Origin of the sequence: Rhodococcus chondri (assembly GCF_036327435.1) — a bacterium.
In the GTDB taxonomy this organism is placed as follows: domain Bacteria; phylum Actinomycetota; class Actinomycetes; order Mycobacteriales; family Mycobacteriaceae; genus Rhodococcus; species Rhodococcus chondri.
Genome location: NZ_JAUZMZ010000074.1, coordinates 1 through 23,353, shown reverse-complemented (window position 1 = coordinate 23,353; position 23,353 = coordinate 1). Strand labels below are relative to the sequence as shown.

Genomic DNA, 23,353 nt, shown 5'->3' with positions numbered 1-23,353 from the left:
TCCCGGACCGTGGAACCGGGCTCCCACCCGAGCGGTGTCGGGTGCATCCTCGTGCCCTGACACTGAAATCAGCATCGAACGACGCAAACCCGACCTCCGGTCAGGCCGCGCGAAAAATCGAGGCTAGTGGTCAGTCCAGGATGTCGCGGACCTTCGTGTCCTCTCGACCACTCAGTACCAGGGACTGTGCCACTACCATGTGCTTCTGCCAATGCGTGAATGCACCGGATCCGTCGCGGGCTCGTAGCAGCTTGATCAGCTTGCGCTGCGAACGGACGAACAACTTGTAGTTTGCGTCGTACTTTTCCACGTCGGTCGCGAGTCGCTCTCGGGTGACATTCGTGGTATGCCGCTCGTAGATTTCGTGCAGCATTCCCGCGATCAGGGCGAGTGTGGCGTTGCCCGCCAGCTGAACCATCCGGAGGTGGAACCTCGCAGCGGTTTGCCCGAATGTGCCGGACTCGTACGACGACGGAATTGCTTCGTCCACGATGCGTTCGAGTTCGTCGAAGGCTTCCTCGGTGCCGTTCTCGGCCAAAAGCCGCGCGGCGGCGGGTTCGATGGCTTGGCGGGCGATATATACGTCGGCGACAGTGGCGCCCGACAGCTCGAGCAGCAGGGACGCCGGTCGTGCGACCACCTCAGGGCCCGGCACGCACACGCGGGCGCCGGAGCGGGAACCGCGGCGGACCTCGACGAGCCGTTCGGCTTCGAGTACGCGGACCGCTTCGCGGAGCGTGGGCCGGCTGACGGAGAAGTGTTCCATCAGTTCGGCTTCGTGGGGGAGATGGTCGCCGTCTTTGAGTTCGCCGTCGACGATCATGCTGCGCAGCTTGCGGGCGACGAGTTCGGCGGTCTTGGGGGTTCGGATTGCTCGTCCCGTCGTGCCGGGGGCATCGAAGATTGGAGCCCATGCTTGGTCGGTCACGGGGACGCCTTCCTACTCTGGTTCAACTTCGCGTACCTAGTAAGGTACCCGAGGGGCAGTAGGTCGGTCTCTACCTGTGTGAGCGTGTCACGGGATGCTTCCACGGTAACGCGCGCTGTTGTAAGCGGCGGGCCAGCGAAGCTCCGACCGGAGCTCGGTCGCCGCGCGGTAGGGCCAGTGCGGTTCGCGCAGTAGCTGTCGGCCGACCATGACGACGTCGGCGGCACCATCGACGAGTACCTGCTCGGCCTGTACCGCCTCGGTGATCAGTCCGACCGCCACTACGGGCAATGCGCCGGCTTCACGGGCGACTCGGGCGAACGGAACCTGGTAGGCGGGTCCGACGGTGATCTTCTGGTGCGCGACCATGCCGCCGCTCGAGATGTCCATCATGTCCACACCGGTGCCCTCGAGAAGGCGGCACAGGGCAGCGGTGTCGTCGAGGGTCCAGCCGCCCTCGGCCCAGTCGGTGGCGGAGATGCGCACCAGCAGGGGGATCGTGTCGGGCAGACAAGCGCGGACGGCGGCGACGATCTCGAGCAGGAAGCGGCAGCGGTTCTCGAAGGTGCCGCCGTACTCGTCGGTGCGCGCGTTGCCGAGAGGAGACAGGAACTCGTTGATCAGGTAGCCGTGTGCGGCGTGGATTTCGACGACTTCGAAGCCGGCGTCGAGCGAACGCTCTGCGGCGTCGGCATACGTGGTGACGAGCTTCGCGATTTCGTCGCGGGTGAGCGCGTGCGGTTCGGGTAGGCCTTCGTAGGCGATCGCCGACGGGGCGACGGTCTGCCAGCCGCCTTCTTCGGACGGGAGCGGGATGCCCCGGCGGCTGGTGCTGCCCTTGCGCCCGGAGTGGGCGAGTTGGATGGCGGGAGTGGCGCCCATGTCGGAGATGAACCAGGTGATTCGCCGCCATGCGTCGACCTGCTCGTCGTTCCAGATACCGGTGTCGGCGGGTCCGAGGCGTCCGGCCGGCTCCACGGCGGTGGCTTCGGTCATGACCAGCCCGGCGCCGCCGCGAGCCATTCCGCCGAGGTGCGCGAGATGCCAGTCTGTGGGTACTCCGGATTCCGGTGCCGAGTATTGCGCCATCGGAGCTACCCAGATTCTGTTTCGGGATGTGACGCCGCGCAGGGTGATCGGCGAGAACAGCAGGCTCTCGGACACAGGTCCTCCGATTCCGGTGATGAAGTGGGTGGTAAGGCGACTGGGTGGTGCTCGTGCAGGTCGTCGACCATGTAATCAGGTCGCGATCGTTCCTTGCGCCTACCATACATAGTCAACTATGTTATCTATGTAAGCAAGCGGTGTTTCACCGTGAGATCAGGCGCCGGAGTGCCGGCGAACTCCGAGGAGCGGCAATGTTGAGGACGCGGTTCACCGAAGAATTCGGTATCGAACATCCGATCGTGCAGGGCGGCATGATGTGGGTCGGCCGGGCAGAACTTGCCGCTGCGGTCTCCAACGGAGGTGGCCTCGGCATCATCACAGCGCTGACCCAGCCCACCCCCGAGGACCTCGCCGCGGAAATCGAGCGGTGCCGCGCACTGACCGACAAGCCGTTCGGCGTCAACCTCACCCTCACGCTGTCGATCAACCCACCGCCGTACGCGGAGTACCGGCAGGTGATCATCGACTCCGGCGTGAAGATCGTCGAGACGGCAGGCTCCGACCCGACGGTGCATGTCGAGCACTTCAAAGAGCACGACATCAAGGTCATCCACAAGTGCACCAGCGTCCGTCACGCCCTCAAGGCGCAGCGTATCGGTGTCGACGCGGTGAGCATCGACGGCTTCGAGGCCGCGGGCCACCCCGGTGAGGACGACGTCCCCGGTCTGGTTCTGATCCCGGCGTCCGCCGACGCCCTCGACATTCCCTTCATCGCTTCCGGCGGTTTCGCGGACGGCCGTGGCCTCGCGGCCGCGCTCACGCTCGGCGCCGCCGGCATCAACATGGGTACCCGGTTCATGTGCACCGTGGAGAGCCCGATCCACGAGAACATCAAGCAGCAGATCGTCGGCGCCAGCGAGCTCGACACCCAGCTGATCTTCCGTCAGCTCCGCAACACGATGCGCGCGGCCAAGAACTCGGTGAGCGAAGAGGTCGTCGACATCCTGAACAAGGGCGGACGCTTCAAGGACGTCAAGGACCTCGTCGCCGGCACCCGTGGCCGCAAGGTCTACGAGAACGGCGATCCCGAAGCCGGAATCTGGACCGTCGGTGTCGCACAGGGCCTGATCCGCGACATACCGCCGGCGGGCGAGCTCGTGCGCCGCATCGCGTGGGACGCCGAGGAGAACCTGCTCTCCTTGACCCGCAACATCACCGACTCCGTTTCCGTCTCCTGAGGGGCGCACAATGACCGAGACCGACGCACGCGACACCGCGACCCCCGAGGAATCCCCGCTGCTCGTCACCAAAGACGGGCCGATCGCCATCCTCACACTTAACCGCCCCGACCGGCGCAACGCCATCAACCGGGCGATGCGCAAGGCGCTGAAGAAGGAACTGTGGCGCGCCGACGGCGACGACGAGGTGCGTGTCGTGGTGATCACCGGCGCCGGCACCGCGTTCTCGTCCGGTGTGGACCTACCCGAGGCGCTGTCCGGCCCACCGCCCCGCACCGAAGGCGTCACGCCCACGCAGGTGCTGCGCGGCATCTCCAAACCGGTAATCGCCGCCGTGAACGGGCCGTGCTACACCGGGGGTTACGAACTGGCCGTGAACTGCTCGTTCATCATCGCCTCCGACCGGGCCGAGTTCGCCGACACCCACGCCCAGATCGGCCTCCTCAACGGCTGGGGCGGCAGCGCCATGCTGCCGCGCATGGTGGGCCTGCCCGCCGCAATCCAGTTCATCCTCAGCGGAGAACCCATCAACGGAGACACTGCGGCACGGATCGGCCTCGCGAACGAAGTTGTCGAGCACGAGAAGCTGATGGAGCGCACGCTCGAGATCGCCGGCAAGATCGCCGGCGGGCACCCCGGGGCAGTGCAGCGGATGCTGCGCCTGCTCAAGGACGGCGCGGGCGCGTCGCTCGCCCACGCACTCGGCCTCGAAGCCGAAGCCGGTGCCACGCACCGTTCCGACGGCGCCGACATCGGCGCGCGGTTCGGCCAGCGTCGCGCCGAAAAATCCTGACCTACACACAATCCGAGTTCTGACATCATGGGAGGTGGCGCGGTGGAACAGAAGACCACGGCGGTACTCGAAGCAACGACCGGCGACTGGCGCGACCGGCTGGCCGCACTGCTCGACGACTACCGGAAGCGTCCGCGTCCGGCGACGTCCCGTGAGCGTTTCGAGGCCGCCAAGGCATGGCAGTCCGAACTCGTCGACGCGGGTCTCGCGGCGCCGGGCTGGCCACGCGAAGCCGGCGGCATGGAACTCTCACTCGAGGACCAGCTCGACTACTACCGGATGACGACACAGGCCGGTGCGCCGAAGCATCCGTGTGGTCTGTCGTTCATCGTTGCGCCGACGATCATCGTGCACGGCACGCAGGAACAGAAGGATCGTTTCCTCGAGCCGCTGCTGCGGGCCGACGAATTCTGGTGCCAGGGCTTCTCGGAGCCGGGCGCCGGCAGCGACCTCGCGTCGCTGTCCACGCGCGCGGTGCGCGACGGCGACGTCTATCGGGTGACCGGGCAGAAGATCTGGACCACCATGGCCGACAAGGCCGACTGGATCTTCGCACTGGTGCGTACCGGTGCCCCCGGCCGCGGCACATCCGGTATCACCTATCTGCTGATCCCGATGAATTCACCGGGCATCGAGGTACGCCCGCTGCGCGACGCGGCGGGCGGCCACCACTTCGCGGAGGTCTTCTTCGACGACGTCGAGGTGCCCGTCGCCAATCGTCTCGGTGAAGAAGGTGGCGGCTGGTCGATCATGCGGACCTCGCTCGGTCACGAGCGTGCCACCGCGTTCCTCGCCGACGAATTCCGTTACCGCGGAACGGTCGACAAGGTCTTCAAGCTTGCCGCGGAGCAGGGTTACGCGAACGATCCGCTGATTCGTCAAGAGCTCGCAAAGGTCGAAACCAACGTCCGCGCGATCGCGGCCAACAGTGCCCGCGCCCTCGACGCCGTGCTGCGGAATGAGGATCCGGGCGGAGTCGCCTCGGTCAACCGACTGGTCAAGTCGGAGTTCGAGCAGCACATGCACCGGCTCGCGCTGCGCCTGACCGGGTCGGGGGCGGTGCTGAACACTCGGTCCGAAAGTGTTGTCGAAAAGGGCCGCTGGACCTACGGATACGTGATGGCGCGCGCCGCGACGATCGGTGCGGGCACCGCCGAGATCCAGCGCAACACCATTGCCGAGAACGTGCTCGGTCTGCCGTCGCATCGGGGCGAAGGCCGCCGCGACCCGGTGGTTTCGCCGGGTCGCCCGCTCACCGCTCCCGAAGAGGACGAAGCGGCGCTACGAGATGTGCTCGGCGATCTTGTGTCATCGTACGTGGACACCGAGAAGCTGCTTGCGCGTGAGTCCACGCCCGGCGACTACGACATCGGGTTGTGGGACGAGCTCGTGAAGTTCGGCCTGCCCGGTCTATCTGCTCCGGAATCCCTCGGCGGTGGTGGCCAGTCGTTGCGGCTGTTGTGCGCGGCCGTCGAAGAAGCGGCATACCACCTGGCTCCGGTGCCGCTCGTGCCGACCGCGGTCACCCTCGAGGTGCTCGTTGCAGCCGGTGCGGACGAGCAGGCCCGCACCGTGGTGTCCGGTGCCACCGCCGCGTTCGTCGCTCCCATCGACGACACGGGTTGGGTTCTCGATTCGGGTCTGCCCGTGCTCGACGGTGGCCGGTTGACCGGCCGGATCGAACGCGTGGCGGGTGCGCCCGTGGCCGACGTGCTCGTGGTCCTTGCGACCGACGCGGCCACCGGCGACCGTGTGCTCGTCTCGGTGCAGCCCGCCGATGTCACCGTCACGGTGCAGAACGCGGTGGACCTGACCGCGACCGTCGGTATCGTCACCGCCAACGGGGCGCCGGCCACGGTGCTCGCTTCCGGACAGGCCGTCGACGACGCGCTGATCCGCGCTCGCCGCGTCGCGCAGCTGCTCGTTGCGGCGGACTCGGTGGGTATCGCCAACCGGGCACTTGCGATGGCCGTGGACTGGGCCGGGCAGCGCGAACAGTTCGGGCAGCCCATCGGGTCGTACCAGGCCATCTCGCATCGGTGCGCCTACATGCTGGTCGGTGCAGAAGGCGCACGGGGACAGGTGCTTTCGGCCGCGGACTGTGTCGAGAACGATCCCGACGCCGCGACCTCGGCGAATCTCGCCACGGCAGCTGCGCTGAGCACCGCTGTGACCGCCGCGGAGGACTGCATCCAGATCCACGGCGGTATCGGTTTCACGTGGGAGCATCCCGCTCATCTTCTGCTGCGCCGCGCCACGGCCAACGAAGCGTGGATCGGGCGTCCGGAGGTGCTGCGTGATCGTGCTGTGAGCGAGGTGTTCGACCGGCTTGCCTGACGAGGCCGGTAACGGGCGAGGCCGGTGTCCCATTCGGGACACCGGCCTCGTCGTGTGTCGAGGGGCGGGGGTCGGTCAGCCGACGACTTCCTTCTCCCGCAGTTCGGCGATGCGCTCGGGGCCGAACCCGATCTCGGCGAGTATCGAGTCGGTGTGCTCACCGATCGTGCACCCAGCGTCGGCCTTGACTCCCGAACGGGAGAATCGGGTCAGGGGAGCGAGGCGGCGGTGCTCGTCGAAGACTGGACTGTCGGCAAGCACGCTGTATCCCGCCTCGAAGTACTCGTCACCTTGGAGGTTGATCTCAGGGGTCCGTTCGGTGACGGCGACGCAGCCGATGTCCTGGGCGCCCAGGTCCTTCTCCCACTCGAACTTGGAACGGGTGCGCAGCACCACTCCGAGAGCCTCGGCGAGATCGGCGTCGTGTGTGCGGCGCAGCTCCGGCGTCGAGTACTTCTCCTGTCCGAGGTCGATGTACGGCTTCAGCGCCTCACCCAGGGCGCTCCACTCGGAGTCCTGCGGGGCAGCGAGGAAGATCCAGCCGTCCGATGCCTCGTACAAGCGGTACAGGGCACCGAGGCCGTACAGGTCGGGGTCGGAGACCGGCGGCTCGGGGCGGTTCTCGTAGTCGGTGTTGCGGTCCATGAGTGCGTGGGTGGCGGAGGACAGCATGGTCGCGGTCATGTCGCCCATCGGGTAACCGCGTTTGCGGGCGAGCACGCCCAGCAGCATCGACGAAGCCACGCCGAGGGCGGCGACACCGTCGGCCTGGACGGACGGATTGGCGCCCGCGGTATGTCGGCGCAAAGCCACGCGCTTGATCTCCTCGAGATCGTTGCCGTGGAGGTCGAGCCCGCCGAGGTCGCTCATGGTCAGGCCCGAAGCAGCACCCACGGAGGGCGCATATGCCGGGCGGCCCCCGTAAGGTCCGTCCGTGCCGTACCCCGGAGCGTTGAGGTACACCAGGTCCGGATTGAGTGCCTTCAGGGTCGCGGCGTCGACGCCGATGCGTTTCGCGGCCCCCGCTCGGTAACTCTGCAGCACGATGTCGGACTTCTTCGCGAGTTCGTGGACGATCGCGAGGCCGTCGGGTGTGTTGATGTCGAGTGCGATGGATTCTTTGCCCTGCAACACCTTCGCGCCACCGGCTTCGGGAAAGGCGACCAGGGTGCGCATCGAATCGCCTGCGAGGGGCTCGACCTTGAGGACTCGGGCGCCCATATCCGTGAGTAGTGTCGCGCCGTAGGGTGCGGCGAACATCGAGCCGAGTTCGAGGATCGTGACCCCTGCGAGGGGTAGCTCTCCGGTGGGCGCGGGCGAACCCGGTGAAGTGTTCGATACGGATGCGAGGCCGGCGAGCACCTGCTCCGTGTCGGCCCCGAGACGGGGTGCCGGCTGCAGCTCGGTGAGCGGTTTGCCGTCGACGTGAACGAGCGTCGACGGCTGGCGAACCGGGCCGCGATCGGGGTCGTCGACGGTGACCACACGGCCGTCGTGCTGAAGCTGCGGATGATCCAGTGCGGCGACCGGATCGTTGAAGATCTCGGCGCTGACGTCCGGGTTCGTATCGAAGACGTGTTGCCATTCGGCGAGGGTGCGCTCGCGGACCTTCTCGAGCATGATGTCCCGCAGTTCGACGCGTCGTTCGACGTCTTCGAAGACGGGCAGGCCCTGCCAATACGGGTCGGCGAAGACGTGCGCGAGACCGAACTCGGTCATCATCGCGAAGAACAGGCGAGGCTCGGTCTGCGCGAACTGCAGCCAGTGACCGTCCTTGGTCTGTGCGACGAGCAGCGGGTAGATCAAGGGCGCAGCGGGTCGACCCTGATCATCGAACGCGTACATCGCCTGATAGGCGTCGGGCCAACGCGCACACACGAGTTCGAAGAACCAGTTGTAGGTATCCATCGAGGCCGCACCGCGCAGGAGATCGGCCTCGACGTGCTGGCCGGCACCACTGGACTCGCGTTCGTACAGTGCGGTGAGAATGCCCTGGACGGCGGTGTGCGCTGCTCCCCACGACGCCCACGGAGTGGGTGTGAACGACGGGCCGGGACGCTCGGACATCTGGGCCTTGCCGTGGAAGACGCCCATGCGGGCGAGCACCAGCGCTTCGTAACCCTTGTCGTCCGCCCACGGGCCGGTGGTGCCCCAGCCGGTGATGGATGCACTCACCAGGCGCGGATTGAGCTCGGCGAGGTGGTCGGGCGTGAGGCCCATGCGCTCGAGTGCGGCCGGGCGCGACGTGGTGATGAGGACGTCGGCGCCGCGGAGCAGGTCGTGGAGCCGCGCGATGCCGGCATCGCTGTGCAGATCGAGGGTGACGCTCTTCTTGCCACGAGCGAGGGCCGGCCAGCCGGTCACCTTCCGCATGGGGTTGCCGGTCGGCGGCTCGACCATGATGACGTCCGCGCCGGCGTCGGCAAGGAAGACGCTGGCGTAGGCACCGGGAGTGGTGAGGGACAGATCGATCACGGTCAAACCGTCCAGCGGGGCGGGCGACTGGGGAGAAACGGCGTTCACTTCAGACCTTTCGAAGGGTGGGCGAACGGAGTGGGTGTGATCTTTATAACTAACGAAGTTCACTACGTCTACAACTTCGCCGAAGTTTGTTCCAATCGAGATGGTCTGCGCGCAGGTAGCTTCTCTGGTTGAACAGCGAGAAACACACCCCGACCAGTGTCGACGCGCGTTCGAGTGCAGTCCGGTCAGTCCCGGAAGCGCAGGAGCCCCTCCTGTGCCGTGCTCGCCAGGAGGTTGCCCTCGCGATCGAAGAGGTAACCGCGCGAGAGTGCGCGACCGCCACCCATTCGAGACCCGTGCTGCTCGTACAGGTGCCATTCGTCGGCGCGGAACGGCGCGTGTAGCCACACCGTGTGGTCCAGGCTCGCGAGTTGCAGGCCCGGAGTATCGATGTGCCGGGCGTGCGGGGGCAACGCGGCCGAAAGCAGGAAAAGGTCGGAACAGTACGCGAAACCCGCGGCCTGGACGAGATCGTCGTCGCCGAGCCGTTCCGGCGAGCGGATCCAGGCACGCTGGCGCGGCGGCCGGGCCTCGCCGCGGCGGTTCGCGAGCCGCGGATATTCCTCGGGGAAGCGGAAGTCCACCCCGATATTGTTGAAAAGAGGGAGAAGCCACGCGGCTTCGCTCAGTTCCTCCGGGCTCAGGCTGTCCTCGAAGCGGGGGAGTTCCTCCGGGGGTGTCGCGGGAGCGCTCACCGGAAGTTGGTGTTCGAGGCCTTTCTCGGGGCGCTGGAACGACGCGGTCGCGAGAAAGATCGTGCGGCCTTCCTGCACGGCCCGTACCTGGCGCGTGGTGAAGCTGCCGCCGTCACGCAGTCGTTCGACCTGGTAGTCGACGGGCATGTCCGAGCGGCCGGGGTGGATGAAGTGCCCGTGCAGTGAGTGCAGCGGCCTGTCGCGATCGACGGTGAGGCCCGCGGCCACCAGCGACTGTCCGAGAGCTTGCCCGCCGTATATCCGGGGCGCTCGGATGTGGGAGGCGCCCCGGAACACGTCGTCGCCCACGTCTTGGAGGGACAGGATGCGCCCGACGGGCGGGCGAGTGATACTCGCAAGATCTTCGGCGGTGACGACCATAGACATCGTTTAATTGTATAACTACGTTGTCCTTCAGTGTAGGTCGTATCCAACGCGAGGAGTTTCGATGGAATACCGCTATCTGGGGCGCAGTGGCGTGCAGGTGTCCGCGCTGAGCCTGGGCGCGATGTCGCTGGGGTCGATGGGCAACTCCGACGTGAACGAATGCACCGAGATCGTGCACCGGGCGCTCGACGCCGGCATCAACATGATCGACACCGCCGATGTCTACTCCCGGGGGCAGTCGGAGGAGATCGTCGGTGCCGCGATCGCGGGTCGCCGCGACGACGTCGTGCTGGCCACGAAGTTCTACAATCCGATGGGCCGCGACCGCAATCGTCGCGGGGCGTCGCGCCGCTGGATCGTGCAGGCGTGCGAGGACAGTCTGCGACGGTTGAACGTCGACCACATCGACCTCTATCAGATCCACCGGCTCGACGAGAACACCGATCTCGACGAAACCCTTTCTGCTCTTTCCGATCTCGTGCGGTCCGGAAAGGTGCGGATGATCGGCTCGTCGACCTTTCCGGCCGAAGCCGTCGTCGAGGCGCAGTGGGTGGCGGAGCGGCGCGGGCACATCACGCTGCGCACGGAACAACCCCCTTACTCGATCTTCGTTCGCGGTGCCGAACGTGACGTCTTTCCGACAGCTCTGCGCCACGGCATGGGTACGCTCGTCTGGAGCCCGCTCAACGGCGGCTGGCTGACCGGCAAATACCGTGCCGATGCGGATCCCGAGGCGGACTCGCGGTTCGCGCGTGTGCCGCAGGGCTCCTGGCGAACCGACTCACCGGGCGCGCAACGCAAGCTCGAAGCCCTCGACAAGCTCGAGAAGGTCGCGGTCGATGCCGGCACGGACCTCATCGGCCTGTCGCTCGCCTTCGCGATGGCGCACCCCGCGGTGACCTCGGTGATCATCGGCCCACGGACCATGGCGCAGCTCGAAAGCCAGCTTCCCGCATCGGAAATCGTGCTCACCGACGACATCCTCGATCGCATCGACGAGATCGTGTCGCCCGGCACCACCATTGCGCGCGGCGACCTCGCGTTCGAGCCGCGGGCGGTTCGCCACAAGCAACGGAGGCGCCGCTGACCGGGTCGTCACGGCTCGGTGTTGACAACCGCCAGCGAAGTCAGAATACTATTCTCAGAATAACAATCTGACTATTGGGTTTCCTGGGTAATCGCACGGGGAGCCTTCGGCGGAAAGGCATCGCATGTCGCCCATCGACGACAAACAACTCCACGCAGACCTGGCCGTCCGTGCCACCCGCGCCGGGCAGGACTGGCGCGACGGCCTCACCGTCTCCGGCGTGCGTCCCCTCTCGGGCGGTTCCTCGAGCCTCACCTTCATCGCAGACGCCTCGTCGGCCGCCGGTGATCAACAGGTGGTCCTCAAGGTCGCGCCTCCCGGACTCGATCCCGTCCGTAACCGCGACGTATTGCGGCAGGGACGCCTGATGAACGCACTGCACGGGGCGCACGGCGTGAAGGTGCCGGAAGTCTACTTTTCCGCACCGGGGGAATCGAAAGAGGTTCCGCCGTTCGTGGCCATGGCATTCGTGGCGGGAGAATGCGTCGAGCCCCTGCTCGAGGACAACCGCAGTGACGCACTCCGGGAACAGACACGCACGCGGTTCTTCGATGCCGCCCGCATGCTCGGCAATCTGCACCGTGTCGTCCCCGCCGAGGTGGACCTCGGTGACGAACCGGTCATCACCATCGAGGACGAGATCGAACGGTGGACAAAGGCATTCGCCACCGCTCCCGAGGATCTTCAGGGCGACTACGAGACGTGCGCGAAGGCGCTGCACGCGACGATCCCGCAATCGATGGCCCCCGTGGTGAATCACGGAGACTTCCGTCTCGGCAACACCCTGTGTGACGGCGCGAGGGTCACCTCGATCATCGACTGGGAAATCTGGTCGGTCGGCGATCCCCGCATCGACCTGACCTGGCTGACGTACTTCACCGACGAGGCCCGGCATCCCGCCCGCCCCAACGACGAGCCCTGTGGCGCGCCGACGATCGCCGAGGTCGTCCGGGAGTACGAAAACTCGTTCGGCGCGAAGATCCCCGATCTCGAATGGTTCGACGCTCTCACGCGCTACAAGGAAGCCGCCGCAACGGCGCTGCTGATCAAGCGTGCGCGCAAGCACAACACGATGAACCCCTCCTTCGCGCGGATGGAGCCGGCGTTGCCGGAACTCATCCGCGAGGCACTCGCGCTCGTCGGCGCCTGACACGCCGCGAGTTGCGCCGCACACCACGAACTACTTGTAAAGGGACGACTATGTGGGATTTTCAGACCGAACCGGATTTTCAGCAGAAGCTCGACTGGGTCGAAAAGTTCGTTCGTGAAGAGTGTGAACCGCTCGATCTGCTCTTTCCGCACCTCGGCCAGCCGTACAACACGGAGAACAAGGCGGCACGCGCGATCCTGAAGCCGTTGCAAGAACGGGTCAAGGAACAGGGCCTGTGGGCGTGCCACCTCGGCCCGGAGCTCGGCGGCCAGGGATACGGCCAGCTTAAGCTCGGTCTGCTCAACGAGATCCTCGGTCGCTCCATGTGGGCACCCACGGTCTTCGGAACTGCCGCACCGGACACCGGAAACGCCGAGATCCTCGCGATGTTCGGTACCGATGAACAGAAGGCCCGCTACCTGCAGCCGCTGCTGGACGGGGACATCGTCTCGTGCTTCTCGATGACCGAGCCGCAGGCGGGCGCAGACCCCAAGGAGTTCGTCTGCGCGGCCCGCAAGGACGGCGACGAATGGGTCATCAGCGGCGAGAAATGGTTCTCGTCGAACGCGCGGTACGCCTCGTTCCTGATCGTCATGGCCGTCACCGACCCCGACGCCTCGCCGTACCGGCGGATGTCGATGTTCGTCGTGCCCGCCGAGACGCCGGGTATCGAGATCATCCGCAACGTCGCAGTGATGGGCGACCGCGAGGAACTCGACGAGGGCACGCACGGGTACATCCGGTACAACGACGTGCGGGTGCCGGCGGACGCCATCCTCGGCGGACCGGGACAGGGATTCGAGGTCGCGCAGGCCCGCCTCGGCGGTGGGCGAGTGCACCATGCGATGCGCACCGTCGGCAAATGCCAACGCGCCTTCGACATGATGGCCGAGCGGGCCCTCTCGCGCACCACGCAGGGGGAGACACTCGCGAAGAAGCAGCTCGTCCAGCAGTTCATCGCGGACTCGGCGATCGAACTCGCACAGTTCCGATTGCTGGTTCTCAACACCGCGTGGGTCATCGACACCCAGCCGCACGGTGCCGCCCGCACACAGATCGCGATGTGCAAGGTTGCGATGGCGAAGATCTACCACGACATCGTTCATCGGGCGATCCAGGTGCACGGCTCGCTCGGTGTCACCGTCGAACTGCCGCTGCACGAGATGTGGGCGGGCGCGTTGTCGCTCGGCCTGGCGGATGGACCGACGGAGGTCCACAAGGTTGCTGTTGCCCGCGGTGTCCTGAAGAACTACGAGCCCGTCGACACACTGTTCCCGTCCGAGCACATTCCCACCCGTCTGGCTGCCGCCAAGGTCAAGCACGCTGCTGTCCTCGAGGAGTACGGAATCGCATGACCGACAACATGTTCAATCTCGAAGGCAAGGTTGCCCTGGTGACCGGTGGCAGTCGCGGACTCGGACGTGAAATGGTCCTGGCGTTCGCGCGAGCCGGCGCGGACGTGGTGATCACGAGCCGCAAGATCGACGCATGCGAGACGGTCGCCCGGGAGGTCGAGGCCCTCGGACGCAAGGCGCTGCCGGTCGCGTGCCACGTCGGCAAGTGGAGCGACATCGACGCACTTGTCGACGCCGCGTACGAGACGTTCGGCAAGGTCGACATTCTCGTCAATAATGCGGGCATGTCGCCGGTGGCACCGTCGTCGGTCGAAACAACCGAGGAATTGTTCGACAAGGTCATCGGCGTGAACTTCAAGGGTCCGTTCCGGCTCAGCTCGTTGATCGGGGAACGGATGGCACAGGGTGACGGCGGATCGATCATCAACGTGTCGTCGTCCGGAGCGATCTTCCCCGCCCCGAAGTTCGGCCCCTACGCCGGAGCCAAGGCGGCGCTGAATGCGCTGACCGGTGTGTTCGCACGCGAGTTCGGTCCCACGGTCCGGGTCAACACGATCTCCGCGGGGCCGTTCCTCACCGACATCTCCGAGGCATGGCCCGAGGAATCACGCCAGTCGAGCCGCAGTGCGATCGGGCGGCCGGGCAAGCCGGAGGAAATCATCACCACCGCGCTCTACCTGGCCAGCCCCGCATCGAGCTACACCACCTCGTCGCTCGTGCGTGTGGATGGTGGACTGTACTGATGCACCACCGATCCCGGGTCCGAGGAGAAGGATAACCATGCGAGCAGCGCGTTGCGACAGATACGGTCCGCCGGATGTGGTGACGGTGTGCGACGTGGCCGATCCGCTCCCGGCCCGGGGCGAGGTGCTGGTCGAGATTCGCGCGGCGGCCGTCAACTTTCCCGATGTCCTGACGGTGGCGGACAAGTACCAGGTATCTGTTCCCGCGCCGTTCACCCCGGGTAGTGAGTTCGCCGGAGTCGTGCGGGCGGTGGGGGCGGATGTCCGGTCGGTCGAACCGGGCGACGCGGTCATGGGTTCGGCGATGACCGGTGCCTTCGCGGAACTGATCTGTGTTCCGGCAAGTGCACTCACTCCCAAACCCGACGACCTGGACTGGGTTTCTGCGGCCGCGTTCCGCGTTACGTACACCACCGCCTATCACGCACTGGTCACCTTCGGTGCGATGCGGGCCGGCGACTGGGTGGTGGTGCTGGGTGCCGCCGGGGGAGTGGGGACCGCGGCGGTCGACGTCGCGACCAGGCTCGGCGCCAGGGTCATCGCCTGCGCGTCATCGGAGGAGCGGCTGGCCGCGGCGACGAAACTGGGAGCGGAGGTCGGCGTTTCCTATGACTCGGAAGACCTCAAGACGCGCATCAAGGAGATCACCGGTGGTGGCGCGCAGGTGGTGATCGATCCGGTCGGTGGGAAGTACGCGGAGCCGGCGCTGCGGGCGCTGGCCCCGGGCGGCACGTTCGTCACCGTGGGATACGCAGCCGGCGAGATCCCGCGGATACCGTTGAATCTGGTTCTGTTGAAGGATCTTACGATCCGGGGCGTCGAGCTGCGTACCCTCGCGAAGCGGCATCCGGACGCGCCGGCGCATGCACAGCAGACGCTTGCGGCGCTCGTGGCGGAGGGCATGAAACCCCTAGTGTCGCAGGTGTTCGGCCTTGACGATGTCACGGGAGCGCTGACGAGCCTGAACGACCGGACTGCTGTCGGAAAGGTTGTCATCGCCCTCGACGGTGCATGTTAATCTCAGAACCGCATTCTTCGTCGTATGGAGGTGAATCCGGCCGTGTCCTCATCTCCCGCTGAGTCGCTCGACACCGAATTCCTGGTGATTTCCGGTGGTCGGCAGTTACGGCGCGCCGCCAGCCCTGCCCGGCAGGAAGCATATGACGCCGAGGTCCGGACATTGATCCGCGCAACCTCCGAGGTGATGCTCCGCAAGGGTTGCACCGAGGTTCCGAAGGTCAGCGAGATCGTCCACGAGGCCGGCATCACCAACCAGGCGTTCTATCGGCACTTCCGCAGTCGCGACGACGTCATCGTCGCCACTTACGAGCAGGGCATGCTCACGGTCCACAACTACCTCCAGCACCGAGTGGACAAGAAGTCGTCGTGGCAGGACAAGCTCGAAGCGTGGATCGACGGGGTTCTCGCGCAGATCGAAGATCCGCGGCTGGCCGATCTGAGTAGCGTGATTCAGTGGAATGTAGCGCAAATCGCCAGGGAGAAAACCGAAATAGAGCCCGTAGGCCGGAAGCGCATCCAGGCGCTGCTGAAATCCATCCTCGAGGATTCGGGCATCGCCGATCCCGACCGCCAGGCGCTGTTCGTCCATACTCTCGTCACCGGCACCGCGACGCATTATATGGACACCGGTCGGCAGCCGACGCCCGACGACCGGAAGGCGCTACTACGATTCTGCCTCGCCGGACTCGGGAGTCCTCCGGCATAGCCGGATCGTCGCTGCTGTCGTCCGTCAACGCCGGTGATCGACGAGGACCAGGCGCCGGATCAGGTAGCTGTACCTGACCCGGCGCCCGGTGTCGATGAGCCTCGTTCTAGTTCGCGATGTGTTCGCGCGGCAGACCAAGTATCCGTTCGGCGATCACATTGCGGTTGACCTCGGACGTGCCACCGGCGATCGTCATCGCCCGAGACATCAGGTAGCTGTACGCAAGGGACGGCTCGTCCCCGGCCACCACTGCGGGACCGGCGATACGCAGAGCCAGCTCGCCGACGTGCTGCGAATGCTCGGCGACGAGCATCTTGGAGATGCTGCCCTCCGGGCCGGGCTCCCCGCCCGCCACGGCACGCACGACGTTCCGGACGTTGAGCACACCCATCGCCTGCTCACGTGCTGCGAGCGCGGCAATAGCGCGGGTCGTCGCGACATCGCCCGCGGCGTACTTAGCGGCGACGTCGAGCAGCATGTAGGCGGAGCGTTCCTCGCCGCCCGTGCTCCCGCCGCCGATGGACACGCGCTCGTTGCCGAGCGTTGCGCGCGCCACCGTCCAACCGTTGTCGACCGCTCCCACCACGTCCTCGTCAGGAACGAACACGTCGTCGAAGAACACCTCGTTGAACACGGCGTCGCCCGTGATCTCGCGCAGGGGCCGCACCGTCACACCGGGAGCATGCAGGTCGACGACCACAGCCGTGATGCCCTTGTGCTTCGGGACGTCGCGGTTGGTGCGAATCGTCGCCAGACCACGGTTGCAGTTCTGCGCGTTGGACGTCCACACCTTCTGCCCGGTGATCCGCCAACCGCCGTCGACCTTCACACCGCGCGTCGACACCGCCGCCGCATCCGACCCCGCGCCGGGCTCGGAGAACAGCTGGCACCACACGAGATCACCCATCAGACCCGGACGGATCCACCGCTCGATCTGCTCGGCATTGCCGTGCTGGGTGAGCGTGAGCAGGATCCACGCACCGATACCCAGATTGGGAAGATCGATCCCGTCGAACTCCTCGTCGATGACGAGCTGCTCGACCGGCGACGCGGCGCGGCCGTACGGCTTCGCCCAGTGCGGCATGAGATAGCCGGAATCGACGAGCAGCGCGCGGCGATCTGCTTCCGACGCTAAGTGGTACTGCTCGACGAATTCGCGGGCCTGGGTACGGAAGGTCTCGGCCTCGGCGGGCAGATCCACCGCGAAATGGCGTCGCACCCCTGCCGTCCCCGACTCCACAATCGAATCGAGCGCGGAATCGGGCTCACCGAACAGTGCACGCAGAGTCTGGGCGCGACGCAGGTGCAGGTGGCAGTCGTGCTCCCACGTGAACCCGATACCACCGTGGATCTGAATGCTCTTCTCCGCGTTGGTAACATACGAGTCGAACGCGAGCACTCGAGCGGCGTCCAGGGCGAGAACGGCCTGCTCGCCCTCCGTGCCGGCGCGCGCGGCATCCCACGCGACGGCCACCGCGAGCTCACTGGTCGCGAGCATGTTCGCGAGATGGTGCTTGATGGCCTGGAACGAACCGATGGCCCGCCCGAACTGCTCCCGCACCTTGGCGTAGGCGAGGGCCGCGTCGAGCGTCGCGCGGGCGCCGCCGGCAGCCTCGGCCGCGGCGAGTGTCCGGGCGATATGGCGGACACGGCTCGCGGCACCGCTCACGACGGTCAGCGTCGGCGCGTTGTCGAGAAGCACGCGCGCCAGACGCAGTGTCGGCTCGAAGTCGGGAGCCGGGACGACGGTGACGGCCGTGTCGTCGGGGGAGACGAGCACGAGGTCGTCCCCGGCGACGAGGGCGAGCACGCTTGCACCGACGGCACCCACGACGAGGCCGGCGTCACCGGACACGTTCGTGCCGGACGCGGTGAGCGACCCGGTGATGCCGAGCCCGGCAACGGTCGAGCCGTCGGCGAAACCGGGCAGCCACCGGGACTGCTGGTCGTCGTCTCCGGCGTCGGCGAGCGCCGCGGAAGTCGCGACGGACGCCAGGAAGGGGACGGGAACCAGCAGCCGGCCGAGTTCCTCGGCGACGATTGCCACTTCCTGCAGACCGACGTCTTCGCCGCCGAAGCGGGAAGGCAGGTGCAGGCCGAGCCAGCCGAGTTCGGCGAGCTGCTTCCAGAGGGAGGTTGTATCGGTGTTCGGGTCGTCGAGTACGCGTCGCGCGAGGGTGGCTGCGTCGTGGCCCGTGAGGAACGACCGGACCGCATCCGCGATTTCGCGGTGGTCGTCGGTGATCGCGAGTGGCATGGGGGCTCTTCCTAGGTGAGTTGTCGTCGAGTGCTGGTCTCGATCAGCGCGGAGCGAACCGCTGGCCGGCGTCGAGACGCAGGCACTGTCCGTTGAGCATGGCGTTGTCGACGATCGCGAGGGCGAGTTTCGCGTATTCCTCGGGCCGGCCCATGCGCTTGGGGAACGCGGCGTCCTCGACGAGCGGTGCGACACGGTCGTCCGGGATCGCGGCGGTGGCGCCGGTGGCGAACAGGCTCGGCGCGATCGCGAGGACGCGGATGCCGAAGGAGCCGAGGTCGCGGGCCATGGTCAGGGCCATGCCGGCGATGCCGGCCTTGGCGGCGGTGTACGCGACCTGGCCGATCTGCCCTTCGAAGGCGGCGATCGAGGCGGTGTTGATGATGACGCCGCGCTCGTCGTCCTCGGGCTCGTTGTTCGCCATGTGGGCGGCGGCGAGGCGGTTGAGGTTGAACGTGGAGATCAGGTTGAGGTCGACGACCTGGCGGAAGGTCTCGAGATCGTGCGGGCCGCTGCGTCCGAGGGTCTTCTTGGCTGTGCCACCGCCCGCGGTGGTGACGATGACGTGGAGCCCGCCGAGGTCGGTGACAGCCGCAGCGAGGGTCTCCTCGACGCCGATGAAGTCGGTGATGTCGGCCGGGTAGAAGGTGCCGCCGATCGCGGTGGCGATCTCCTTGCCGTTGCTGCCTTCACGGTCGAGGATCGCGACCTGCGCGCCCTGCGCGGCAAGCGCCTCCGCAGTTGCCTTGCCCATCCCGGAGGCACCTCCGACGACGACGGCTTTCTTTCCGCTGATGTTCATGCAGACTCCTGGTGTTCGGTAGGTGCGGTTCGGGTCGACGCGTGAGGCTCGGTAGTACATGTGCCGACTCGTTTGTATGTTAGGTCACTTATAGTACTATCTAAACTATGTGACGAGCGCTACTCTCGACAATGTCGTAGCGGGAGTCGCCGCGGTGAGATTGTCGGCGCCATAGAAGTGGCCCGGCTGCAGAGCTTGTTCGAATGGAGGAATCGTGATTCTCAAGGTCGGTCAGTCGTTGGCCAGTTCCGTCGACGCCACAACCGTGATCGTGGTCCGCGCGCCCAAGACGGACGTGTCCGTGACCTGCGGTGGAGTCGATATGGTCGTCGGGAAGAAGGGTGAAGGGGACGGGTCGTCGATCGACCCCGCGTACGTCGGCGGTGCCCAGCTGGGCAAGCGATATGCCGATGACGAAGCCGGCATCGAAATTCTGTGCACCAAGCCCGGCACGGGCAGGCTCGAAGTCGACGGCCGCGAGCTTCCCCTCAAGGCAGCCAAGCCGCTGCCCTCCTCGGACTGACACCCGGTGTCGGTGAATCGATCCTTCGAGTGGAGTGACGCATGAATCTCACGATGTTGCTGGACATGGCAGCCGACGGCTTCGGTGACCGGATCGTGGTCGGAAGCCGCGACCTGGGTATCTCGGCAGCGCGACTGCAGGAACTTTCGGTAGCCGGCGCCGCTGCGATCCGCGAAGCGGGAGCCGATTCCGTGGTGTATCTCGCGGTAAACGGTCCCGCGTTCCCCGTAGCCATGTTCTCGGCAGCACGCGCCGGTGTCCCGCTGGTACCGGTCAACTACCGGCTCGGACGCGAACAGCTCGACGCGCTGCTGGCCAACCATCCGCGCGCGCTCGGCATCGCCGACCCATTCCAGACGGAGGCGCTGGAACGAGCCGGGCTGAAGGTTTTCTCCCCGCAGGAATGGGTGCAGAACCTCGCAGCTTCCGCGATCACCGAACTCGACGAGGACGACGCTGTTGATACGGACGGCGACAGCGACGCCCCGGCCGTCGTCATCTACACCTCCGGCACCACCTCGGCACCGAAGGGTGTGCTGCTCCGACACGAGAACCTGACCTCGTACGTGTTCGGATCGGTCGAGTTCGCGTCGGCCGAGGAAACCGACGCCGCGCTCGTCAGCGTCCCGCCGTACCACATCGCTGCCGTCGCGAACGTGATCACGAACCTCTACGCGGGGCGACGCACCATGGTGCTCGAGCAGTTCACCCCGCAGCAGTGGCTCGACACGGTCCGTCGCGAAGAGATCAGCAACGCACTCGTGGTGCCCACGATGCTCGCGCGCATCGTCGAGTCCGACGCGGACAAGAGCGTGCCGAGCCTGCGCGGCCTGGCATACGGCGGTGCTCCCATGCCCGCGCGGGTCATCGAGAATGCTCTGCAGATGTGGCCCGAAACCGGGTTCGTCAATGCCTACGGTCTCACCGAAACCAGCTCCACCATCGCGGTTCTCGGACCGGACGATCACCGGGCGGCGCTGGAGAGCGACGACGAATCGGTCCGGGCCCGGCTCGGCTCGGTCGGGCAGATCGTGCCCGGCATCGAGCTCGAGATCCGTGACCTGGAGGACCGTGTGGTCGAACCGGGCGTGACGGGACGCATCTGCGTCCGTGGCGACCAGGTGTCCGCCGAATACGCAGGGATCGGCCGGATGGTCGACGAGCGGGGATTCTTCGATACCCGCGACAAGGGATACGTGGACGAGGAAGGCTTCCTGTTCGTGGGCGGCCGGGTGGATGACACGATCATCCGCGGCGCGGAGAACATCGCGCCTGCAGAGATCGAAGATGTCATCCTCCGGCATCCGGCCGTGCTGGACGTTGCCGTCGTCGGTGTGCCCGACGACGAGTGGGGCCAGCGCATCGAAGCGGCGGTCGTTCTCCGGCCGGGAGTTCCGGTCGACGCCGAAGAGCTGCGTGCTTTCGTGCGAGATGCGCTGCGCAGCAGCAAGACTCCCGAACGTATCGTGTACTGGGACGAACTGCCCCGCACGGAGACGGGGAAGCTCGTGCGCAGGCACGTGGTGGACCGGCTCACCCGGCAGGAACAGGCTGCAGAAGTCTGAGTTTCATGCATATCGGTCCGGTCGGCGCAGCGCCGGCCGGACCGATGTACTTCAGCCGAACAGTTCGACGATGGATGCTCGGCCCGCGCCACGTCCGAACAGAATTTTTCCGACCGACCGCAGGTGCGCTGACCAGTGCTCCTCGGCTGCCGCTCCGTCTCCGGTGGCGATGATGTCGACGAACTTCTCGTACGAGCGGAGATTGCGGCGGAAGGCCGGCCACGTGCCTTCTCGTTGGGTCCCGCGGGCCAGGGCGTACTTCTGGTGCGTTCTGACGATGTCCCGCAGCACACCGGCTTGGACGCTGAGGGCGTTGTTGCCGCATCGCTCGGTGATGATGGCTTGGAACGTGCCGGTCAACTCGGCCCACATTTCGGGAGCTTTGTTCGAGTCCAGGTCCTGCTCGGTGACTGCGCGCATCCGATCGATGCATGCGTGCAGGTCGTCGAGGTCGTCGTCGGTGCGTCGCTCTGTGAACAACCGCGCGCAAGCAGGCTCGAAAATGATACGGGCCTCGTGGATTTCGTCGAGAGTGGTACCGCTCATCTGCAGGATCAAGCCGACATAGCGCGACGCCACGGAGATGTCGGGAACCGACACGATGGCCCCGCCGCGCGCACCGCGCTTGAGCTGGATGAGGGATTCGGCTTCGAGCAGCCGGTATGCCTCGCGCAGTGTGGGACGGGAAACCCCGAACTCTTCCATGAGTGTGGTTTCCGGTGGGAGTGTGTCGCCTTCCTTCAACTGACCGCGCACGATTTCGGTGCGGAGGCGATCGGCGACGAGTTCGGCCGTTTTCGGGATGCGCACGGAACCCGACACTGCGCTGAGGGACGCGGCTTCTCGATTGGTCATGGTCCGAGATTACGTCCTTACGGCACTGCCTCTTCGAGCTATCTTCCTCAATAGCTTTACATCTATGACTAAGTGCACTTACTGTGGGAGGGACCGGCGAGGCGGATCACACGCCCGCCCACTCAGCCGCTTCGAAGCGCCGGCCACGGTTGCGGCGCCCCCATCGACCACGGAGGTACTCCATGAGCACGTCGGAGACAACGGATTCCAAGCCCGAGATCTACACGTTCCGCGACGAAGACATTCAGCGCGCACGTGATCTGGTCGGCGTGTACCACGCGGTGACGCAGCGGGAGCAGTACACCCGCGCGACTCCGGACATCATGCGCAACTTCGCGCGAAGCTACGGTGACGACAACCCGCTGTTCACCGACGAAGAATACGCCCTCGACACCCGGTGGGGCGGCCAGATCGCGCCGCCGATGATCAACATCGGGCTCACCAAGGATCTGATCGCGGATCCGGTGCCGAAGGAGCAGCGTCGCCCGTCGTTCCGCGGCATCCACGTGTTCGTCTCGGGTACCACCACCGACTGGTACCGGCCGGTCTACGACGGCGACACCCTGTACTCGTTCCAGGGCTTCGAGAACGTCGAACTCAAGGAATCCGAGTTCGCGGGTCGTTCGCTCATCGTCACGCGCATCCACGTGCAGTTCAACCAGCGTGCCGAGGTCGTCCAGACGCAGCGTGTGATCACCATCCACACCGAGCGCCACGAGTCGAAGAAGCGCAAGAAGTACGACGCCATCGAGCCCGCGTCCTACACACCCGAGGACATCGCGAAGATCGACGAGATCTACGCCAACGAGGTCCGCCGCGGCGCGAACACCCGCTACTTCGAGGACGTCGAGGTCGGCGCCAAGCTCGGCACCATGGCCAAGGGCCCGCTGACCACCACCGACATGGTGGTGTTCCACTCGGGTGGTTACGGTTTCGCGCCGTACACGCCGTCGTCGAGCCGGCTGACCTACAAGAACCGCCAGCGCATCGCGCCGTTCTACATCCCGAACGAGCAGGGCATCCCGGACGTGGCGCAGCGCATCCACTGGGACAGCGAGTACGCCCGCTCGATCGGCCTGCCCGCCGCCTACGACTACGGCATGATGCGCGACTGCTGGCTGAGCCACTACCTCACCGACTGGATCGGCGACGAGGGCTGGCTCGAGACCATGTCCAGCCAGATGCGCAAGTTCAACTACATGGGCGATACCCACACCTTCACCGGTGAGGTCGTCGGCAAGCGCGTCGAGGGCGACCGCTACCTCGTCGACGTCGAGCTGCG

At 66.1% G+C, this 23,353-nt stretch carries 19 protein-coding genes; 12 read left to right on the top strand and 7 right to left on the bottom strand.

The window, feature by feature from the left end:
• Nucleotides 1-130: 130 nt before the first annotated feature.
• Together Q8814_RS14190 and Q8814_RS14185 are read right to left on the bottom strand one after the other, a co-directional pair.
• Nucleotides 131-928 (bottom strand): FadR/GntR family transcriptional regulator, encoded by a 798-nt coding sequence (locus Q8814_RS14190; RefSeq protein ID WP_330152662.1) that lies wholly within the window; start codon nucleotides 926-928, stop codon nucleotides 131-133.
• An 87-nt stretch (nucleotides 929-1,015) separates the two neighbouring features.
• Nucleotides 1,016-2,092 carry an NADH:flavin oxidoreductase/NADH oxidase gene (locus Q8814_RS14185; protein ID WP_330152661.1) on the bottom strand — a complete coding sequence of 359 codons (1,077 nt, stop codon included), beginning with the start codon at nucleotides 2,090-2,092 and terminating at the stop codon, nucleotides 1,016-1,018.
• Between the two features lie 194 nt (nucleotides 2,093-2,286).
• Here Q8814_RS14185 and Q8814_RS14180 point away from each other — a divergent pair, with 194 nt between their 5' ends.
• Genes Q8814_RS14180 through Q8814_RS14170 form a run of 3 tightly spaced genes read left to right on the top strand, consistent with a single transcriptional unit; the run spans nucleotide 2,287 to nucleotide 6,403 of the window.
• On the top strand, nucleotides 2,287-3,273 hold the full coding sequence (locus Q8814_RS14180) for an NAD(P)H-dependent flavin oxidoreductase (protein WP_330152660.1): 987 nt from the start codon (nucleotides 2,287-2,289) through the stop codon (nucleotides 3,271-3,273).
• Between the two features lie 10 nt (nucleotides 3,274-3,283).
• Nucleotides 3,284-4,066 (top strand): enoyl-CoA hydratase-related protein, encoded by a 783-nt coding sequence (locus Q8814_RS14175; protein WP_330152659.1) that lies wholly within the window; start codon nucleotides 3,284-3,286, stop codon nucleotides 4,064-4,066.
• Between the two features lie 27 nt (nucleotides 4,067-4,093).
• Nucleotides 4,094-6,403 (top strand): acyl-CoA dehydrogenase family protein, encoded by a 2,310-nt coding sequence (locus tag Q8814_RS14170; RefSeq protein WP_408015903.1) that lies wholly within the window; start codon nucleotides 4,094-4,096, stop codon nucleotides 6,401-6,403.
• 75 nt (nucleotides 6,404-6,478) lie between these two features.
• Here the strand turns inward: Q8814_RS14170 and Q8814_RS14165 are convergent, their stop codons facing one another.
• Nucleotides 6,479-8,926 (bottom strand): CaiB/BaiF CoA transferase family protein, encoded by a 2,448-nt coding sequence (locus Q8814_RS14165; RefSeq protein WP_330152657.1) that lies wholly within the window; start codon nucleotides 8,924-8,926, stop codon nucleotides 6,479-6,481.
• 185 nt (nucleotides 8,927-9,111) lie between these two features.
• On the bottom strand, nucleotides 9,112-10,008 hold the full coding sequence (locus Q8814_RS14160; RefSeq protein WP_330152656.1) for an acyl-CoA thioesterase: 897 nt from the start codon (nucleotides 10,006-10,008) through the stop codon (nucleotides 9,112-9,114).
• A 61-nt stretch (nucleotides 10,009-10,069) separates the two neighbouring features.
• Here Q8814_RS14160 and Q8814_RS14155 point away from each other — a divergent pair, with 61 nt between their 5' ends.
• The 6 genes from Q8814_RS14155 (at nucleotide 10,070) to Q8814_RS14130 (ending at nucleotide 16,069) form a co-directional block, all read left to right on the top strand.
• Nucleotides 10,070-11,095 carry an aldo/keto reductase gene (locus Q8814_RS14155; RefSeq protein ID WP_330152655.1) on the top strand — a complete coding sequence of 342 codons (1,026 nt, stop codon included), beginning with the start codon at nucleotides 10,070-10,072 and terminating at the stop codon, nucleotides 11,093-11,095.
• Between the two features lie 124 nt (nucleotides 11,096-11,219).
• Complete coding sequence (locus Q8814_RS14150) at nucleotides 11,220-12,245, top strand: phosphotransferase family protein (protein WP_330152654.1); 1,026 nt, start codon at nucleotides 11,220-11,222, stop codon at nucleotides 12,243-12,245.
• 50 nt (nucleotides 12,246-12,295) lie between these two features.
• Nucleotides 12,296-13,600 carry an acyl-CoA dehydrogenase family protein gene (locus tag Q8814_RS14145; protein WP_330152653.1) on the top strand — a complete coding sequence of 435 codons (1,305 nt, stop codon included), beginning with the start codon at nucleotides 12,296-12,298 and terminating at the stop codon, nucleotides 13,598-13,600.
• A complete protein-coding gene (locus Q8814_RS14140; protein ID WP_330152652.1) occupies nucleotides 13,597-14,343 on the top strand; it encodes an SDR family NAD(P)-dependent oxidoreductase in 747 nt (248 codons plus the stop codon). Before Q8814_RS14145 ends, Q8814_RS14140 begins: the two co-directional genes overlap by 4 nt.
• Nucleotides 14,344-14,380: 37 nt before the next feature.
• Complete coding sequence (locus tag Q8814_RS14135; protein WP_330152651.1) at nucleotides 14,381-15,361, top strand: NADPH:quinone oxidoreductase family protein; 981 nt, start codon at nucleotides 14,381-14,383, stop codon at nucleotides 15,359-15,361.
• A 42-nt stretch (nucleotides 15,362-15,403) separates the two neighbouring features.
• Nucleotides 15,404-16,069, top strand: coding sequence for a TetR/AcrR family transcriptional regulator (locus Q8814_RS14130; protein WP_330152650.1), 666 nt, complete (start codon nucleotides 15,404-15,406; stop codon nucleotides 16,067-16,069).
• A gap of 106 nt (nucleotides 16,070-16,175) precedes the next feature.
• Here Q8814_RS14130 and Q8814_RS14125 read toward each other — a convergent pair whose 3' ends face one another.
• Nucleotides 16,176-18,326 (bottom strand): acyl-CoA dehydrogenase, encoded by a 2,151-nt coding sequence (locus tag Q8814_RS14125; protein WP_330152649.1) that lies wholly within the window; start codon nucleotides 18,324-18,326, stop codon nucleotides 16,176-16,178.
• 43 nt (nucleotides 18,327-18,369) lie between these two features.
• Nucleotides 18,370-19,128 carry an SDR family NAD(P)-dependent oxidoreductase gene (locus tag Q8814_RS14120; RefSeq protein ID WP_330152648.1) on the bottom strand — a complete coding sequence of 253 codons (759 nt, stop codon included), beginning with the start codon at nucleotides 19,126-19,128 and terminating at the stop codon, nucleotides 18,370-18,372.
• A 214-nt stretch (nucleotides 19,129-19,342) separates the two neighbouring features.
• Here Q8814_RS14120 and Q8814_RS14115 point away from each other — a divergent pair, with 214 nt between their 5' ends.
• Both Q8814_RS14115 and Q8814_RS14110 read left to right on the top strand, forming a co-directional pair.
• Entirely contained in the window at nucleotides 19,343-19,651 is a 309-nt protein-coding gene (locus Q8814_RS14115; RefSeq protein ID WP_330152647.1) for a hypothetical protein, read from the top strand.
• Between the two features lie 41 nt (nucleotides 19,652-19,692).
• A complete protein-coding gene (locus Q8814_RS14110; protein WP_330152646.1) occupies nucleotides 19,693-21,216 on the top strand; it encodes a class I adenylate-forming enzyme family protein in 1,524 nt (507 codons plus the stop codon).
• A gap of 51 nt (nucleotides 21,217-21,267) precedes the next feature.
• Here Q8814_RS14110 and Q8814_RS14105 read toward each other — a convergent pair whose 3' ends face one another.
• Entirely contained in the window at nucleotides 21,268-22,071 is an 804-nt protein-coding gene (locus Q8814_RS14105) for a FadR/GntR family transcriptional regulator (RefSeq protein ID WP_330152645.1), read from the bottom strand.
• 182 nt (nucleotides 22,072-22,253) lie between these two features.
• Here Q8814_RS14105 and Q8814_RS14100 point away from each other — a divergent pair.
• A partial coding sequence (locus tag Q8814_RS14100) for an FAS1-like dehydratase domain-containing protein (protein WP_330152644.1) occupies nucleotides 22,254-23,353 on the top strand: 1,100 nt, incomplete at its 3' end.